This window comes from Frigoribacterium sp. CFBP 13707 (assembly GCF_014842245.1).
Classification (GTDB): domain Bacteria; phylum Actinomycetota; class Actinomycetes; order Actinomycetales; family Microbacteriaceae; genus Frigoribacterium; species Frigoribacterium endophyticum.
Genome location: NZ_JACYVL010000002.1, coordinates 258458 through 274642, shown reverse-complemented (window position 1 = coordinate 274642; position 16185 = coordinate 258458). Strand labels below are relative to the sequence as shown.

The 16185-nt window shown below is 71.7% G+C and carries 17 protein-coding genes; 8 read left to right on the top strand and 9 right to left on the bottom strand.

The genetic code is table 11. The annotated features are described in order from the left end of the window. Nucleotides 1-62: 62 nt before the first annotated feature. From IFT45_RS05035 to IFT45_RS05015, 5 genes are all read left to right on the top strand, one after another. Nucleotides 63-968, top strand: coding sequence for an ABC transporter permease (locus IFT45_RS05035; protein WP_192045447.1), 906 nt, complete (start codon nt 63-65; stop codon nt 966-968). Nucleotides 969-994: 26 nt separating this feature from the next. Continuing rightward, on the top strand, nt 995-2233 hold the full coding sequence (locus IFT45_RS05030) for an ABC transporter ATP-binding protein (protein ID WP_192045446.1): 1239 nt from the start codon (nt 995-997) through the stop codon (nt 2231-2233). Between the two features lie 5 nt (nt 2234-2238). Further along, a complete protein-coding gene (locus tag IFT45_RS05025; protein WP_197982204.1) occupies nt 2239-3357 on the top strand; it encodes a glycosyltransferase family 1 protein in 1119 nt (372 codons plus the stop codon). Next, on the top strand, nt 3354-4205 hold the full coding sequence (locus IFT45_RS05020) for a glycosyltransferase family 2 protein (protein ID WP_192045445.1): 852 nt from the start codon (nt 3354-3356) through the stop codon (nt 4203-4205). Before IFT45_RS05025 ends, IFT45_RS05020 begins: the two co-directional genes overlap by 4 nt. Before the next feature lie 64 nt (nt 4206-4269). Further along, entirely contained in the window at nt 4270-5418 is a 1149-nt protein-coding gene (locus tag IFT45_RS05015) for a glycosyltransferase family 2 protein (protein WP_192045444.1), read from the top strand. A 38-nt stretch (nt 5419-5456) separates the two neighbouring features. On the opposite strand, the gene IFT45_RS05010 is transcribed toward IFT45_RS05015, so the two are convergent. The 7 genes from IFT45_RS05010 to IFT45_RS04980 are packed head-to-tail and all read right to left on the bottom strand — an operon-like array spanning nt 5457 to nt 11119. Next, nucleotides 5457-6572 (bottom strand): hypothetical protein, encoded by a 1116-nt coding sequence (locus tag IFT45_RS05010; RefSeq protein WP_192127001.1) that lies wholly within the window; start codon nt 6570-6572, stop codon nt 5457-5459. Continuing rightward, nucleotides 6569-6745, bottom strand: a complete 177-nt coding sequence (locus IFT45_RS05005; RefSeq protein ID WP_192045442.1) for a hypothetical protein — start codon at nt 6743-6745, stop codon at nt 6569-6571. The genes IFT45_RS05010 and IFT45_RS05005 overlap by 4 nt, the downstream gene beginning before the upstream one ends. 6 nt (nt 6746-6751) lie before the next feature. Continuing rightward, nucleotides 6752-7615, bottom strand: coding sequence for a glucose-1-phosphate thymidylyltransferase RfbA (gene rfbA, locus IFT45_RS05000; RefSeq protein WP_192045441.1), 864 nt, complete (start codon nt 7613-7615; stop codon nt 6752-6754). Then, a complete protein-coding gene (locus IFT45_RS04995; protein WP_192045440.1) occupies nt 7612-8229 on the bottom strand; it encodes a dTDP-4-dehydrorhamnose 3,5-epimerase family protein in 618 nt (205 codons plus the stop codon). The genes rfbA and IFT45_RS04995 overlap by 4 nt, the downstream gene beginning before the upstream one ends. Nucleotides 8230-8248: 19 nt before the next feature. Continuing rightward, nucleotides 8249-9901 carry a DUF2142 domain-containing protein gene (locus tag IFT45_RS04990; RefSeq protein WP_192126999.1) on the bottom strand — a complete coding sequence of 551 codons (1653 nt, stop codon included), beginning with the start codon at nt 9899-9901 and terminating at the stop codon, nt 8249-8251. Nucleotides 9902-9940: 39 nt separating this feature from the next. Then, nucleotides 9941-10171, bottom strand: a complete 231-nt coding sequence (locus IFT45_RS04985; protein WP_192045438.1) for a hypothetical protein — start codon at nt 10169-10171, stop codon at nt 9941-9943. 42 nt (nt 10172-10213) lie between these two features. Further along, entirely contained in the window at nt 10214-11119 is a 906-nt protein-coding gene (locus IFT45_RS04980) for a D-alanyl-D-alanine carboxypeptidase family protein (protein ID WP_192045437.1), read from the bottom strand. Nucleotides 11120-11253: 134 nt separating this feature from the next. Between IFT45_RS04980 and rfbB the strand changes: the two genes are divergently transcribed. The 3 genes from rfbB to IFT45_RS04965 are packed head-to-tail and all read left to right on the top strand — an operon-like array spanning nt 11254 to nt 14254. Further along, a complete protein-coding gene (rfbB, locus tag IFT45_RS04975; RefSeq protein ID WP_192045436.1) occupies nt 11254-12240 on the top strand; it encodes a dTDP-glucose 4,6-dehydratase in 987 nt (328 codons plus the stop codon). Then, nucleotides 12237-13118 carry a dTDP-4-dehydrorhamnose reductase gene (gene rfbD / locus IFT45_RS04970; protein WP_192126997.1) on the top strand — a complete coding sequence of 294 codons (882 nt, stop codon included), beginning with the start codon at nt 12237-12239 and terminating at the stop codon, nt 13116-13118. The genes rfbB and rfbD overlap by 4 nt, the downstream gene beginning before the upstream one ends. Continuing rightward, nucleotides 13115-14254, top strand: coding sequence for a glycosyltransferase family 1 protein (locus IFT45_RS04965; RefSeq protein ID WP_192126995.1), 1140 nt, complete (start codon nt 13115-13117; stop codon nt 14252-14254). The genes rfbD and IFT45_RS04965 overlap by 4 nt, the downstream gene beginning before the upstream one ends. Before the next feature lie 30 nt (nt 14255-14284). Here IFT45_RS04965 and IFT45_RS04960 read toward each other — a convergent pair whose 3' ends face one another. Then, on the bottom strand, nt 14285-15634 hold the full coding sequence (locus IFT45_RS04960; RefSeq protein ID WP_192045433.1) for an LCP family protein: 1350 nt from the start codon (nt 15632-15634) through the stop codon (nt 14285-14287). Then, on the bottom strand, nt 15631-16098 hold the full coding sequence (gene purE, locus IFT45_RS04955) for a 5-(carboxyamino)imidazole ribonucleotide mutase (protein WP_192127380.1): 468 nt from the start codon (nt 16096-16098) through the stop codon (nt 15631-15633). Before purE ends, IFT45_RS04960 begins: the two co-directional genes overlap by 4 nt. Nucleotides 16099-16185: the final 87 nt, after the last annotated feature.

Sequence of the window (16185 nt, the reverse complement as noted above, 5' to 3'; positions counted from 1 at the left end):
CGTCGACCTCCCACGGTCGCCGAGGTATAGTTCCGTGTTTTCCCGATGAGCGAGGTATCACCATGAGCAGCACCGTCAGCGAGAGGTTCGCGCGTCTGCGCGACGAGCCCATGGTCCCCGCCGGTCGTCCGGCCGGGGGCACCTGGGGCTCGGTCCGAGAGGTCTTCCAGCAGCGCCAGCTGCTCGACCTGCTGATCCGCCGAGACCTCAAGTCCCGGTACAAGGACAGCGCCCTGGGCTTCGCCTGGACCTTGATCCGCCCCCTGGTGCAGCTCGGCATCTACTGGCTGATCCTCGGCCAGATCCTCGGCTCGGCCCGGGCGATCCCCGAGTTCGCGATCTACATCTTCGCGGGGCTGACGCTCTACGGCCTCTTCAGCGAGATCGTCTCGGGCGCCACGGGGTCCGTCGTGGCCAACGCGGGGCTGCTGAAGAAGGTCTACGTGCCCCGGGAGATCTACCCGCTCTCCGCGGTGGGGGGTGCACTGTTCAACTTCTTCATCCAGCTCGTCATCCTGCTGCTGGCCACGCTCGCGTTCCAGTCGTTCCCGGCCACCACGGGCATCCTGTTCTTCTTCCCGGCGACCTTGATCATCCTGGTCTGGGGGACGGCCCTCGGCATCCTGCTCTCGGCGCTGAACGTCTACCTGCGTGACATGGCGTACCTCGTCGAGGTCCTGATGATGCTGCTGATGTGGGCCTCCCCCATCGTCTACTCGTGGCAGATGGTCTTCTCCCGCGCCACGGAGGGCCCGTGGGCCTGGGTGCTCCCCCTCTACACAAACAACCCCATCACCCTCGGGATCCTGGGCTTCCACCGCGCCTTCTGGACGGCTGGCGGACCGGACCAGTACCCCGACCACCTCCTCCTCCGCATGTGCATCGCGATCGTCGTCGGTCTCGTCGCACTGTTCTTCTGCCAGCGGGTCTTCGCCCGCCTGCAGGGCAACTTCGCCCAGGAGATCTGAGCTCCGAGCTCCGAGAAAGGCCCGACATGACCACGGACAACATCCTGGCGGTCGACGACGTCGAGTTCGCCGACGCCCCGACGGTCGTCAGCATCACGAACGTCTCCAAGCGATTCGTCATCCGCCGCGACAACTCGCTCAAGGAGCGCGTGGTGACGCTGGGGCGCGCTGGCCGTCGCCACAGCGAGGACTTCTGGGCGCTGAAGGACGTCTCTCTCGAGATCCCCGCCGGCACCACGATCGGGCTGCTCGGCCCGAACGGCTCGGGCAAGTCCACGTTGCTCAAGGTCATCGGCGGCATCCTCGAGCCGACCACCGGCGAAGTCTCCCGTCGTGGGCGCCTGGCCGCCCTCATCGAGCTCGGCGCGGGGTTCCACCCCGACCTCACCGGGCGCGAGAACGTCTTCCTGAACGCCGCGATCCTCGGCATCACGCAGGAGGAGGCGGAGGCGAAGTTCGACGACATCCTGCTGTTCAGCGGCATCGGCGACTTCATCGACACGCAGGTGAAGTTCTACTCGTCGGGCATGTACGTCCGGCTGGCCTTCGCCGTCGCCATCCACACCGACCCCGACGTCCTCCTGGTCGACGAGGTCCTGGCCGTCGGTGACGAGCAGTTCCAGAAGAAGTGCCTCGACAAGATCCGCGAGTTCCAGCAGGAGGGCCGCACGATCGTCCTCGTGAGCCACTCGCTCGGCCAGGTCCAGGAGCTCTGCGACAGCGCCGTGGTCCTCCACCACGGTGAGGTCATGTTCCAGGGCTCCGCACGGCACGCGGTGAAGAACTTCCGCGAGATCCTGGAAGGTCGCCGCGTCGCCGAGGCCGAGGCCGCCAACCCCGAGGAGGACGCGACCCCGGGCAAGGTCGAGCGCGTCGAGATCGCGTCGCCCGGTCGTGCTCCCGGGGAGGAACTGCGGCCCGGTGACGACCTGGTCATCAGGATGACCCTGTCGCACAGCACCCCGCTCCCGGAGTGGAACTCCGGCTTCAAGATCGAGAACCAGCACGGTCACCTCGTCTACGGGACGGACAGCCGGAAGATCGGCCTCGTCCATGAGCCGCTGCACGGCACGACGACCGTCGAGTACCGACTCAACGACCTGCAGTTCGGCGGCGGTCCCTACTTCATCCACTGCTTCCTCGCGAAGAAGTCCGGCGAGCACATCGCGATCCTGCGCGAGGCCGCCCGCTTCGTCATGACCGACGATGACCGCCATGCGGGCATGACGCGGGTGGCCACGGCCGGCCGCGAGCTCCACGCCTGATCTCGGTGGTCTCCGTCCTCCTCGACGCCACGTCGATCCCCGCGAGCCGGGGCGGCGTCGCGCGCTACATCGCCGGTCTCCTCCAGGGCCTGGACGAGGGCGGCACCGCACTCACGGTCGTCGTCAAGGGCGCCGACCGTGCATGGCTGTCGGAGAGGGCACCGGGGCACCGGTACGTTGTGGCGCCGGGGCTGGTCTCCGTGCGGCCCCTGCGTCTCCTCTGGGAGCAGCTCGGCCTCCCCGTGCTGGCTCGGCGCCTCGACCTCGACCGCCTGCACTGCCCCCACTACACGTTCCCGCTCGTCTGGGCCGGGCGATCGGTGGTGACTCTCCACGACGCCACCTTCTTCAGCGAGCCCGCGGCGCACGGCCGGCTCAAGCGGACCTTCTTCCGCACCTGGATCCGCCTGGCCCGTCGGTGGTCCCGATCGACGCTGACACCCAGTCAGGCCACCGCGACCGAGATCTCCCGCTTCGTGCCCCGCGGAGTGCCCTCCGCCGTCGCGCCGCTGGGCGTCGACCGGGAGCTGTTCCACCGTCCCGACGCTGCCGAGCTCGGGGCCTTCCGGGCCGCCCACGGACTCTCCCCGGACGACCGGTGGATCGCCTTCCTCGGCACCGTCGAGCCGCGCAAGTCGGTCCCCGCGCTCATCCGGGCCCACGAGCGGCTGCTGTCGACCCGCCTGGGGACACCGCCCCTGCTCGTCGCCGGCGGTCTCGGCTGGGACACGGAGGCCGTCGCGTCACTGCGCTCCGCGGGTGACAGGCCGGGAGCCCCGCTGAGGTACCTGGGCTACCTCCCGCTCGAGCAGCTCGCGGCCTTCCTCGGGGGGTCCGTCGTGGTCGTGTACCCGAGCACCGGCGAGGGCTTCGGGCTGCCGGTGCTGGAGGCGATGGCCTCGGGAGGCGCGGTGCTGACGACGAGGCGGCTCGCCGTCCCCGAGGTGGCCGGGGACGCAGCGGCCTACACCGAGCCCGACGACGCGTCCATCGAGCGAGCGCTGGCGGCCCTCCTCGACGACGACGCCGAGAGGTCCCGGCTCGTGGCGGACGGGGAGCGGCGGTCCGCCGACTTCACCTGGCGTCGGTGTGCGGCGATCCACGAGACGGTGTACGCCGCATGAGCACGGACGTCGCGATCGTCACCGTGAGCTACAACTCCGGCCGCTACCTCGACGAGTTCCTCGCGTCCACGGCGGCGGCGAGCGCCTCGGGGCCCGTCACGGTCGTCGTGGCCGACAACGACTCCGACGACGTCGACGGCCTGGCATCGACGACGACGGCCCGTGGCGCCGAGTTCGTGGCGCTGGGCGAGAACCTGGGCTACGGAGGCGCGGTGAACGCAGCCGTGCGCCGGCTCCGCCCCGAGTGCCGCTGGATCCTGATCTCGAACCCCGACGTCGTGATGGAGCCGGGCAGCCTCGACGTCCTCGTCGCCGCCGCCGAGGGCGATGACTCCGTGGGCGCCGTCGGGCCGGCCATCATCGAGCCCGACGGCTCCGTCTACCCCTCCGCCAGGCGGGTGCCCTCGCTGCGCACCGGCCTCGGCCACGCGTTGCTCGCCAACGTCTGGCCTGACAATCCGTGGACCCGTGAGTACCACCTCGACGGCGCTCACGACGCGCGCCGGACGACCGGCTGGCTGTCCGGCGCGTGCCTCCTCGTCCGCCGGTCCGCGTTCGACGCCCTGGGGGGCTTCGACGACAGCTTCTTCATGTACTTCGAGGACGTCGACCTCGGGTACCGGCTCGGCCGCGCCGGCTGGACGAACGTCTACGAGCCCTCGGCACGTGTCATGCACGTCGGAGCCCACTCCACCCAGAACTCCTCCCGTCAGATGCGACTGGTGCACCACCGGAGCGCGTACCGCTTCCTCGCTGCGAAGTACCACGGATGGTACCTTTGGCCGCTGCGCGCCGCGCTCCGCGTCGCGTTGTCCGTCCGTGGGCGAGCCCGGTCTCCCCGACCGTGACCACATCGTCGCCCGTGCCCCCTGCTGACGCCACCCGTCCCCGTCTCGAAAGCACCGTTCCCCGATGACACTCGCCCTCACCCTGATGATCCGCGACGAGGCAGACATCCTCCCGGAGTGGCTCGCGTACCACGTCGCGCAGGGGGTCGACGTCCTGGTCGTCACCGACAACGGCTCCACCGACGGGACGCGGGAGATCCTCGAGGACTTCGCCCGCACCTCCTCGATCACCGTCGACCTGAGGCACGACCCGGTCCACCGCAAACAGCAGAGCGCGACGGTGACCACCATGGCCCGCGACGCCTACACCGTCCACGGAGCCGACTGGGTCGTGAACGCCGACGCCGACGAGTTCCTCGTCGCCCGTGACCGGAGCCTCACCCTCGGCGAGGTCTTCTCGCGCCTCGACCCCGCCGTGCGCGCGTTCGTCGTGCCCGTCGTGAACATGGTCGGGCCCCTGGCCGAGCGCGGGGGCGGTCTGCACCGTCTCGTGTGGCGCGACGAGCGGGACGCCGCCGAGCTGCACGCCATCGGCCTCATCTCGCACCCGAGCGGGAACGCCATCCACGTCGGCGACGCTGACGTGTCGGTGGTGCAGGGAAACCACCTCGTGACGCTCGCCCAGGGCGCCGTGCCCGACGAGGCGTTGGCCCTCGAGGTGCTGCACTTCCCGTGGCGGTCCTGGGAGCAGTACGCACACCGCGTGGAGATCGCGGGAGTGGCCTACGAGTCGAACCCCGACGTCCAGCCGAGCCCCAACCACCACGGCATGCGCGACTTCCGCCGCCTCCGTGCGGGCACCCTCAAGGCCTACTGGGCACTGCGGGGCGTGACGTCGGCCGAGGGAGCCGCGGGTCGGTTCACCCGCGACGACAGTCTCTCGACGATGCTCACCGAGATGGGCCTGTCGACCACGACGCCCGACCACCTGCTCGGCGAGTCCGAGGTCGAGGGCCTCAAGGGCGCAGGCCGCGGGCTGGTGGAGCGTGACGACGTGATCACGCGGCTCGAGGCCGTCGAGGCCGCCCAGGCGGAGAACGTGCGTCTGCTGGAAGCCACCATCGGTCGGGTGTCCGCCCGCGTCGCGGCGCTGGAGGGCCTCGCCAACGACCGCGAGCGGGCCCTGGCCGAGGTCCGGGCCCGTCGCGTCGTCCGCTACGCCGACGCGGTCGGAGACCGTGCCCGAGCGCTCAGGGACGCGCTCGGGCGCTGACGGCTGGGCCGGGCCAGGCGGGGCGGGGCTCGGCCGCGTCAGACCGTGGGCAGGAAGAGCTCGGCGTACTCGTGCGCGAGGGTCTCGGGGGCGGTCAGCCGCGCCGCCTCGCGGGCGGCTCGCCGGAGCGCCGGACCCTCGTCGCCCACACGCGCGACGGCGCCGCGCAGCGCAGCCACGCCGCTGCGTGGGCTGACCTCGTGTCCGTGGTGGTCTGCCGTCTCGTCGCCGGCACGTGCTGGCCAGAGCGGGAGCTGCCACGTCGGCTCGAGCGACCACGAGCCGCGCAGGGCGGGGCCGACCAGCAGGGGCCGACCGGCGGAGGCCGCGAGCACGGCCACCCCCGAGTTGAGCCCGGCGGCGTAGGGGACGACGAGGGCGTCGGCCCCGCTGAGCACGGGGGCGAGGTCGGCCTCCGCGACGCGACCGGGGACGAACGAGACGCCGTCGAGGTCGGAGAGCTCCGACACGAGATCCGACACCGCGAGGCCACCGCCCACTCGGCCGCGGATCTCGAGCGTGACGTCGACGCCCTCCGAGCGAGCGGCGTGGACGAGCTGGGCGAAGGGGACGATGCCCTTGTAGGGGCGGATCTCCCCGACGAGCAGCAGACGGACGGGCGTGCGGCCCGACGACGGGGACTCGTCGGCGACGCCGCCGACGTCGACCCCCGGGTAGCTCGGATGCGGCAGCACCCGGGTCGACGCCGGGGGGAGGCTGTACAGCGGCCGGACCACCTTCGCCGTCCGGGGGTTCATGACGTGCACGACGTCCACCTCGTCCGCGAGGCCCTGGTGCAGCGCGATCTCCGGCACGACGTGGTGGAGCTCGTGGGAGAGGACGTTGTGGACGGTCCACACGACGCGGACCCCGAGACGACGCAGCTCCCTGACCGTCTCGAGGAACACCCGGACCCGGCGCATGGACTCGACGACGTCCGGCACGGTCTGCGTGACCGGGGTCGACCAGCCCAGGTGCAGCGAGTCCGGCAGGAAGCCGCCGAGCTGAGCGCGGACGGATCCGACGTCGGACACGTCCGCCAGCCCGACGACCCGGTCTCCCCGGTCGACGAGCCCCTGGTGCACGGTCTCCTGCCAGGGGTTGTCCGCGTAGTACGGGAACACCGCCAGTGTCCGGACGGGGCGCTCGATCACGGGCGGGGCCGCAGGCGACGGACGATCCGACGCACCAACGTCCGGGGAGCCGACCGGGCACGGACGAGGTCCGCCTCCAGCTCGGCGACCCGCGCCTCGGCGGCCTCGAGCCGGACGACGACGGAGGTGAACTCCGCCGTCATCCGTCGGATGAGCTCACCCGTGTCGGGCATGTGTCGTCAGGACGCCAGCAGCGAGCGCAGGTAGACGCCGTAGCCGCTCTTCGCGAGCGGACCGGCGAGGTCGGCGAGCGCGGCGTCGTCGATCCACCCGTTGCGCCAGGCGATCTCCTCGATGCAGCCGATCTTGTGACCCTGGCGGTCCTCGATGACGCGGACGTACTCGGACGCCTGCATCATCGACTCGAAGGTGCCCGTGTCGAGCCAGGCGGTCCCGCGGTCGAGCACCTGCACCTGCAGCTCGCCGGCGTCGAGGTACCGCTCGTTCACCGTGGAGATCTCGAGCTCCCCGCGGGCGCTCGGCTCGATGGTCTTCGCGATCTCGACGACGCGGTTGTCGTAGAAGTAGAGCCCGGGGACGGCGTAGTTGCTCTTGGGGCTGGCCGGCTTCTCCTCGATGGAGACAGCGCGGAAGTCGTCGTCGAACTCGACGACCCCGTAGGCCTTCGGGTCGGCGACGTGGTACGCGAAGATGGTCGCGCCGTCGACGGCCGCGTTCTTGCTCAGGTTCGAGCCGAGGCCCACCCCGTGGAAGATGTTGTCGCCGAGCACCAGCGCGACGCTGTCGTCGCCGATGAACTCCTCGCCGATGACGAAGGCCTGGGCCAGCCCGTCGGGCGAGGGCTGCACGGCGTACTCGATCGTCATGCCCAGGTGGGACCCGTCGCCGAGCAGGGCCCGGAACTGGTCGTTGTACTCGGGCGTGGTGATGATGAGCACCTCGCGGATGCCCGCCATCATGAGCGTGGACAGCGGGTAGTACACCATGGGCTTGTCGTAGATCGGCATCAGCTGCTTCGAGATGCCCTTGGTGATGGGCCAGAGCCGCGTGCCGGAACCGCCGGCCAGGATGATGCCCTTCACGCGCGGGACTCCTTCGCGTCGAGGGAGGCGTAGTACTCGCGCATCGCGTCCCAGGTGGGCAGGAGGCCGGACGCGGCGGCCTCGGAGAGCCCGGGCGCCGCGGTGTCCTTCGGGGAGAGCAGCGCCTCCCCCGCCTCGGGCGGGAAGACGAGGCCGATCTCGGGGTCGAGGGGGTCGATGCCGTGCTCGCGGTCGGCCCGGAAGGTGTCGGTGACCAGGTAGCTCACCGTGGCGTCGTCGGTCAGCGCCACGAAGGCGTGCCCGAGACCCTCGGCGAGGTAGATGGCACGGCGGTCGACGTCGTCGAGCAGGACGCTGTCCCACTGCCCGAAGGTCGGAGAGCCCACGCGGATGTCGACGACGTAGTCGAGCACGGCCCCGTGGGTGGCGGTCACGTACTTGGCCTGACCGAGCGGCACGTCGGCGAAGTGGATCCCCCGGACGACGCCCTTCCTCGACACCGAGGTGTTCGCCTGCCGGAGGTCGACGGAGTGCCCGACGACCTCGGCGAGACGGTCGAACCGGTACCACTCGAGGAACACGCCCCGGTCGTCGCCGAACTGCTTCGGCGTGATCTCGTAGCTGTCAGGGATCTTCAGTTCGCGGATCTGCACCCCGGCAGAGTACCAAGCTTCACGCGCGCGGCGCGTGCGTCGCCCGGCCCGGCGCGACGTCGAGGGCGGGGTCCGTCCCCGCCGCCGGCTCCTCGCCGCCGTCCACCCGGACCGGCGACGCGTCGACCGAGGACGGAGCGTCCGCCGAGGCGGGAGCGTCTGCGCGGGAGGGGATCTCGGCAGCGGCCGCCTCGACGGCTCGGGTCACGAGCACCCCGAGGACTCCGAGGCCCACGGCGCCGACGACGAAGACGAGGGCGACGGCCACGAGACCGCCAGGGGCCTGCCAGGACCCGGGCTCGAGGACGTCGCGGAACGGCCGGGAGACACCGACCGAGTACCGCCGATAGGCCGTGGCGAAGCTGGCTACCTGCCCCACCGTCGCGGCGCTGACCACCACGACGACCAGGCGGAGCCACCGCTCGTGCGACGGACGCGCGTGCTGCCAGGCGAGCCCCGCGACGATCACCATGCCGACGAACACCGGGAGGGAGTAGCGCCCCTGCCAGATGTAGCCGAAGGCGGCGGCGCTCGGGGCCTGGAGCACCGACGGGACGAGCAGGAGGGCCACCATCAGGAGGCCGGCCCCGACGAGGGCCCGACGACGGGCGAAGCCGAGCGCCCCGGCGACGACGAGGCCCACGCCGGCCGTCCAGCCGTAGTACACGGGCTGCGGCAGGCCCGTGTCGAACCAGCCGAGCACACCGATCATCTCCGTGCCGTAGTTCTCGGTCGCGGCGAGGGTGTGCAGGACGGCCGGCAGGAGGGTGTCGCGGGCAGGGTCCGAGGACGGGATGAACCCCGCCGGCGCAGCCACCAGGACGGTCCACGCCGCGGCGGCGCCGAGGCCGACGGCCGCCACGGCCGCCGCGAGCCAGACCGGGCGTCGCCGGAGGAGGTCCCCCACGTCCCGGACGGGCACGGTCAGCAGCACCGCGACCACGATGAGCAGGACGAAGAGGGGCGAGGCCGATCGCGCGTTCCCGGCGACCACGCCGGCGACGACGAGGGCACCGGCGCGGACGCCGAGTCGAGGGCCGTCGGGGTCGTGGACGATCAGCCAGGCCATCGCGGCGAGCGCCAGGCACCCGGTGACCTCGACCCCGTTGGGGTTGACCATCCCCCCCAGGTAGGTCGCCATCGGGGTCAGGGCCACGGCGGACCACGCGGCCACGGCTGATCCCCTCCGCATCTGTGCCGCCGCCCAGGCGACCACGCCGACGAAGAAGGCGTTCACCAGCGCCGACACCAGGCGCATCCCGATGACGGCGGCGTCACCGCCGAGGAAGAGCGAGGGCCAGCCGACGAGGGCGTAGTAGAGGGGGTTGTACGACCCCACCCCGCTGGTCGCGGCGAACTCATCGTCACCGAAGGAGTCGAGGTCGGGCTGGCACGTCGCGGGGACGGTGGGCTGGGCGGCCGTGCACGCCATGGCGCCGCCCAGGTCGGAGACGTCCCTCGGCAACGTGAAGGCCTCGATGCCCGTGGCGTCCGTGGGCCCGCCCGTGAGGTCGCCCCGGACGGTCGCGGCGGCCTTCACGACATGGCTCGGCTCGTCGGGCGCGGAGGAGATCGGCGTGGCCAGCGACCACCCCGCGAAGAGCAACGCGGCGAAGAGCCATCCGGCCAGGAAGGCGACGGAGGGCCGTCGGACGAGGAGCGACGCGGTCATGGTGAACCAGTATCGTGCACCGCCGGCCCGCCGCCGACGTCAGCGAGCGGCGTAGTCCGCGCCGCCGGTGACGGCCGACGCCGGGATCGACAGGGAGCTGAGCACGTTGTAGAAGCCCACGCTGTTGAGCTGCTTCGACGGGACGCCGACGGCGGTCATGGCGTCCACCATGCCGGGCGAGGTCATGTGGCGCAGGCTGCGGACGCCGACCATGCAGGTGTAGCCGAGGCCGACCCCGGGGAGCGTGTCCGTGCAACGGAGGATGAGCAACGTGTGTCCTTTCGACGGTGAGCGGGAGGAAGCGCGGGCTGGTCAGCCCCAGAAGTAGTCGGCATCGGCGCGGATCGCCGACCGAGGGACGCCCATGGACGTCAGGACGTTGTAGAAGCCGACCCAGTCGAGCTCGTAGTACGGAGTGCCGACGACGCGCATGGAGTTGACCATGTCGATCGTGGAGAGGTGCCGGAGGCTCCGGACCCCGACGAGCACGGTGTAGCCGGCCACCGGGTACTCGCTCAGCGGGCCCGTGCAGCGGATGATGACCGTGTCGACGTCCTCGGCCTTGACGGTCTTGTTGACGTTCGAGGGGCCGGTCCAGGTCCCGGTGTAGTCGAAGTGCCACGGCTCCGGACGGGAGAACCCGTTGCCGGTGGGCCGCCAGCCGTAGGAGGGGGCGTTCGCGTCCATCCAGCGCTTGGCGGTGCTGCCCGCGGTCTCGACGCCGGCGCCGAAGTCACAGGAGATGCCCCAGCCGTGGTTGGACGTGCCGGGGTACGCGGCCAGGTTGCCGGTGCCCGCCTGGTAGCGGTTCCAGTAGTCGACCTGCCTGCCGTAGTCGCGGTACCCCTCGGTGATGGTCAGCGTCCTGCCGACCGCCTGACGGAATGCGAGGCTCATCGAGAGGTACTGGCGGGCGGCGTCGTCGCGGAGGAACCCCGAGCCGGCCACCGACGCCGAGACCGTCGTGAGGACGTCGGACGGGACCCTGCCGTTGGTGAACCCGCCCCAGGCGGACTCCTGAGCCGCGACGAGGGCCTGAGCGGTGCTCTGCACCGCAGCGGTCGTCTCGCCGAGCCTCGGAGCGGCGTGGGCGGCGTCGCCGACGCCCGTCAGCGCGACCCCGGTCACGGCGCTGGCGGCGGCGTAGCCGAGGAGTCGCCGGCGGTCGAGGCTCCCCTCGCCCCGCGGGGCCGGTGCGGTCGGGTCGGGCACAGTCATCCCACGACGCTCCCACGGAGCGGGGGGAACGACCACCCCCACATCGGGTATCGGCAGAACGGGGGACACGCCCCCGGACCCCCTCGTCGTTTGTACACTTGCCTGAGCCCCGTCCCCACCTGAAAGCAGACAGCGTGAAAATCCTCGTCACCGGCGGAGCCGGCTTCATCGGCTCCAACTTCGTCCGTCGCACGATCGAGGACGCGTACCCCGGCCTCGAGGGCGCCGAGGTCGTCGTCCTCGACGCCCTGACGTACTCGGGCAACCTCGAGAACCTCATCTCGGTCGCCGAGTCGCCGCGCTTCCGCTTCGTGCAGGGCGACATCCGCGACGGGGCACTCCTCGACACACTCTTCCCCGGGGTGGACGCCGTCGTCCACTTCGCGGCGGAGTCCCACGTCGACCGCTCCGTCCGCGACGCCTCGATCTTCGTCGAGACGAACGTCCTCGGCACGCAGCAGCTCCTCGACGCCGCGCTCCGGCACGACCTGGCGCGCTTCGTCCACGTCTCGACCGACGAGGTCTACGGCTCCATCGCCGAGGGCTCCTGGGCGGAGGACCGCCCCCTCGAGCCGAACTCGCCCTACTCCGCGTCGAAGGCCGGCAGCGACCTCCTGGCCCGTAGCTACCACCGCACGCACGGGATGAACATCTCGATCACCCGGTGCAGCAACAACTACGGCCCGTACCACTTCCCCGAGAAGGTCATCCCCCTCTTCGTCACCAACCTCATCGACGACGTGCACGTCCCGCTCTACGGGGAGGGGAACAACATCCGCGACTGGCTCCACGTCGACGACCACACCCGCGGCATCGCGATGGTCCTGGTCGACGGCCGCGCGGGCGAGATCTACAACATCGGCGGCGGCACGGAGCTGACCAACAAGGAGCTCACACAGCTCCTCCTCGACGCGACCGGCAAGGACTGGTCGTACGTCGACCGCGTGCAGGACCGCCTCGGCCACGACCTCCGCTACTCCGTCGACATCTCGAAGATCCGCTCCGAGCTCGGCTACGAGCCCCAGGTGCCGTTCGCCGAGGGCCTCGCGGACGTCGTCCAGTGGTACCGCGACAACCGTCAGTGGTGGGAGCCCCTGAAGGAGCGCGCGGCCCTCGCATGAGCCACGCCCAGCACGCCAAGTACCTCGTCACCGGCGCCCGGGGCATGCTCGGCTCCGACCTCGTCGAGGCCCTGTTCGGGCGCGACGTCACCCTCCTCGGCCGCGCCGAGCTCGACGTGACCGACCGTGACGCCGTCTTCGCCGCGGTCGAGGGCCACGACGTGGTGGTCAACGCCGCCGCCTACACGGCCGTCGACGCCGCGGAGACCGACGAGGACGCTGCCCTGGCGGTGAACGGCACCGCCGTCGGCCTCCTCGGCGAGGCGACAGCCGCCTCCGGTGCCAAGCTGGTCACGGTGTCGACCGACTACGTCTTCGCCGGCGACGCCACGGCGCCCTACGCAGAAGACGCACCCTACGCACCGCTCAACGCCTACGGCCGCACCAAGGCCGTCGGCGAACGGGCCGCCCTCGCGGCGAACCCCGACGGCACGTACGTCGTGCGCACCGCGTGGCTCTACGGCCGCCACGGCGCCAACTTCCCGAAGACGATGCTGGGGCTGGCCGCGGCCCGCGACACGCTCTCGGTCGTCGCCGACCAGGTCGGGCAGCCCACCTGGACCCTCGACCTCGCCCACCAGATCGTCGCGCTGCTCGACGCGGACGCGCCGGCGGGCGTGTACCACGGCACGAACTCCGGGCAGACGAGCTGGTGCGACTTCGCCCGGGAGACATTCCGCCTCGCCGGGCTCGACCCCGAACGCGTCCTGCCCACCGACAGCTCGACGTTCGTCCGCCCCGCGCCCCGCCCGAGCTACAGCGTGCTGGGGCACGACGCGTGGGGGCGGGCCGGCCTCGCCCCCATGCGCCCCTGGCAGGCGGCACTCGCGGAGGCGAGCTCCTCCGGCGTCCTCGGCGAGGCCGCGGGGGGGCGATGACCACCCTCCGTGTGGTCGTCGACCAGGTCCTCGCTCCCGTCCCCGGGGGCATCGGGCGCTACACCAGCGAGCTCACGCGCGCCCTGGTCGCGACGGCCCCCCGGGGCTGCGACGTCGAGGGCGTCGTCGCGGCGCACCCCCAGGCCGACTACGACAAGCTCACCGACCTCGTTCCCGGTCTCTCGCGGTTGACCAAGTCCCCGCTGGGACGCCGAGAGCTGGCCGTGGCCTGGCAGACCGGCCTCGTCGGCCTGCCAGGCCGGGGAATGGTGCACGCGACGAGCCTCCTGGCGCCCCTGGGCCGACACGACCGCTCGCTGCAGCCCGGCGACCAGACGGTGGTGACGATCCACGACACCGTCCCGTGGACTCACCCGGAGACCCTGACGCCCCGCGGCGTCCGGTGGCACAAGGCCATGACCAAGCGTGCACACCGCTACGCGGACGCCGTGGTCGTCCCCACCCACGCCGTGGCGTCCGAGCTCGCCGAGCTGTTCCCGTTCGGCGACCGGCTGCGCGTCGTCGGCGGCGCGGTGAGCGACGACCTCCGCGTGCCGGACGACGCGGACGCGGTGGCGGACGCCCTCGACCTGCCCGACCGGTACGTCCTCAGCGTCGGGACGGTCGAGCCCCGCAAGGGGCTCGAGCCCCTCATCCGTGCCCTCGCCCACGCCGACGCCCCCGACCTCCCCCTCCTCGTGGTGGGGCCCGAGGGCTGGGGCGACGTCCGGGTCGCCGACGTGGCGGCTGCGGCCGGCCTCGAGCCGGAGCGGGTGCGGACCCTCGGGTTCGTCTCGGACGCTCAGCTGGCCGTCCTGCTGCAACGCGCCTCCGTCTTCGTCCTCCCGAGCCTGGCCGAGGGCTTCGGTCTCCCGGTCGTGGAGGCGCTCAGCCTCGGGACCCCGACCATCGTCTCCGATGCCCCCGCCCTCGTCGAGGTGGCGGACGAGGCGGCCGTCGTCGTGCCCCGGCACGACGCTGAGGGCTACCCCGAGCGCCTCGCGCAGGCGATGTTCCAGGTCGTCACGGATCTCGAGCTCTCGTCGCGGCTCGGCATCGCCGGGCTCGACCGGGCCCGGGCGTTCAGCTGGCGCGACTCGGCCGACAAGGTCTGGCAGCTGCACGCCGACCTCTGACCCTCGCCCTGCCGGCCCGAGCTGCAGCCCCTACGGAGCAGCGGGAGCCGGCGCGGTCGCCGCCGCGACGTCGGCCTGGATGACCGCGTAGTCGGGGTAGACGTTCGAGTAGGTCGGCGGCACGATCTCGAGGTCGGCGATCGGCTGCTCCTTCGCCTCCAGGGCGAGCTCCACGAAGGCACTGAGCGCGCCCTGGGGGATGTCGGTGTCGACGGTCTGCGCCCCGGCCGAGGCCACCGACTGGAACTTGGCGAGGACGGTGGCGGGCTGAAACTGCGACAGGAGGGCCTGCTGCACCTCGCGCTGTCGCGCCATGCGGTGGTAGTCGTCCGACCCGTGCCGGGCGCGGGCGTACCAGAGCGCGTGGTAGCCGTCGAGCACCTGCTTCCCCGGCTCGATCCAGCCGTCCACGTTGATCGGCTCCCCCGCGCTGTCGACACCGCCGTTGATGGGCAGGCGCCCCTCGGTGTTGTCGACCGTGATGCCGCCGAGCGCGTCGATCAGCTCGACGAAGCCCTGCATGTCGATGAGCACGTAGTACTGCAGCGTGAGGCCGGTGACCCCCGAGACGGCGTCGCGCATGGCCTCGATGCCGGGGTTGCTGCCCTTCGACTCGGCGTCGGGGTAGAGATCGGGGTGCTCTTCGCCGTAGGTGTAGAGGTAGCTGACGAGGCAGTCGTCGCCGCACGCGTACCCGTCGGGGAACTCGCCCCAGAGGGGCGAGCCCTCGCTGAAGGGCGCGTTGTAGAGGTTGCGGGGGATGCCGATGATCGTCGTGGCTCCCGTCTCGGCGTCGATGCTGGCCACCGAGATGCTGTCGGGGCGGAGCCCGGTGCGGTCGGCACCCGCGTCTCCCCCGAGCAGGAGGATGTTGTAGCGGCCGTCGACGGGGTCCGCCGCCGCGAGGCGCGAGGTGAAGAGCGAGTCGAGCAGGCCGTGCTGCACGCCCGTGAGGTAGGCGCCCCAGGCCGCGGGCCCGACGGTGCCGGCGAGCAGCAGCACCATCACGCCCGCGAGGAAGCCCCTCGCGGTCGGCAGCGTCCGGATGATCCTCACGAGGCGCAGCGTGTCGATGGTCAGCACGGACCAGAGCACGGCGTAGTAGACGAGGAAGACCTGCACCACGGTCAGCGCGGCCACGTTCGTCGCCACGTCGAAGAGGGGCGTGCGCCAGAAGAGAGCCAGCGCCGCCGTGACGAGGGCGACGGCCCAGAAGACCAGGGTGGAGGCGAGGCCCCAGCGGCCGAGTCGCCGGCTGCCCGCCAGCACCTGGGCCGAGCCGGGCACGACGACGTTCAGCAGCACCAGCGTCCAGGCCCGCTTCGTCATGAACGACGGCGAGGTCAGGTCGGGGTGCCGCACGGGCAGCTGAGCGCTCACAGCGACCGCTGGAGGGCGGCGTTCTTCTCCTCGACGAGCTCGCCCAGCCCCGTGGCGTAGTCGGCCAGCCGGGTCGAGAGCGCGGGGTCGGAGATGCCGAGGATGCGGGCGGCCAGGAGACCGGCGTTCGCCGCTCCCCCGATGGACACGGTCGCGACGGGGATGCCCGCCGGCATCTGCACGATGGAGAGCAGCGAGTCGAGGCCGTCGAGCTTCGCGAGCGCGACGGGCACGCCGATGACGGGCAGGGTCGTCAGCGACGCGAGCATGCCGGGCAGGTGGGCCGCTCCCCCCGCCCCGGCGATGACGACCCTGATGCCGCGCCCCGCCGCCTGCTGGCCGAACCGCATCATCTTCTCGGGCGTGCGGTGCGCCGACACGACCTCGACCTCGTGCGCCACGCCGAGCTCGCTGAGGATGTCGGAGGCGCTGCGGAGGGTGGGCCAGTCGCTGTCGGACCCCATGACGATGGCGACCGAGGGCGCGACGGCGGGGTCGTTCGGCCGCGTCGTGGTGGTCGGCTCAGAGGCGATCGGGTCAGGCACGAGGGA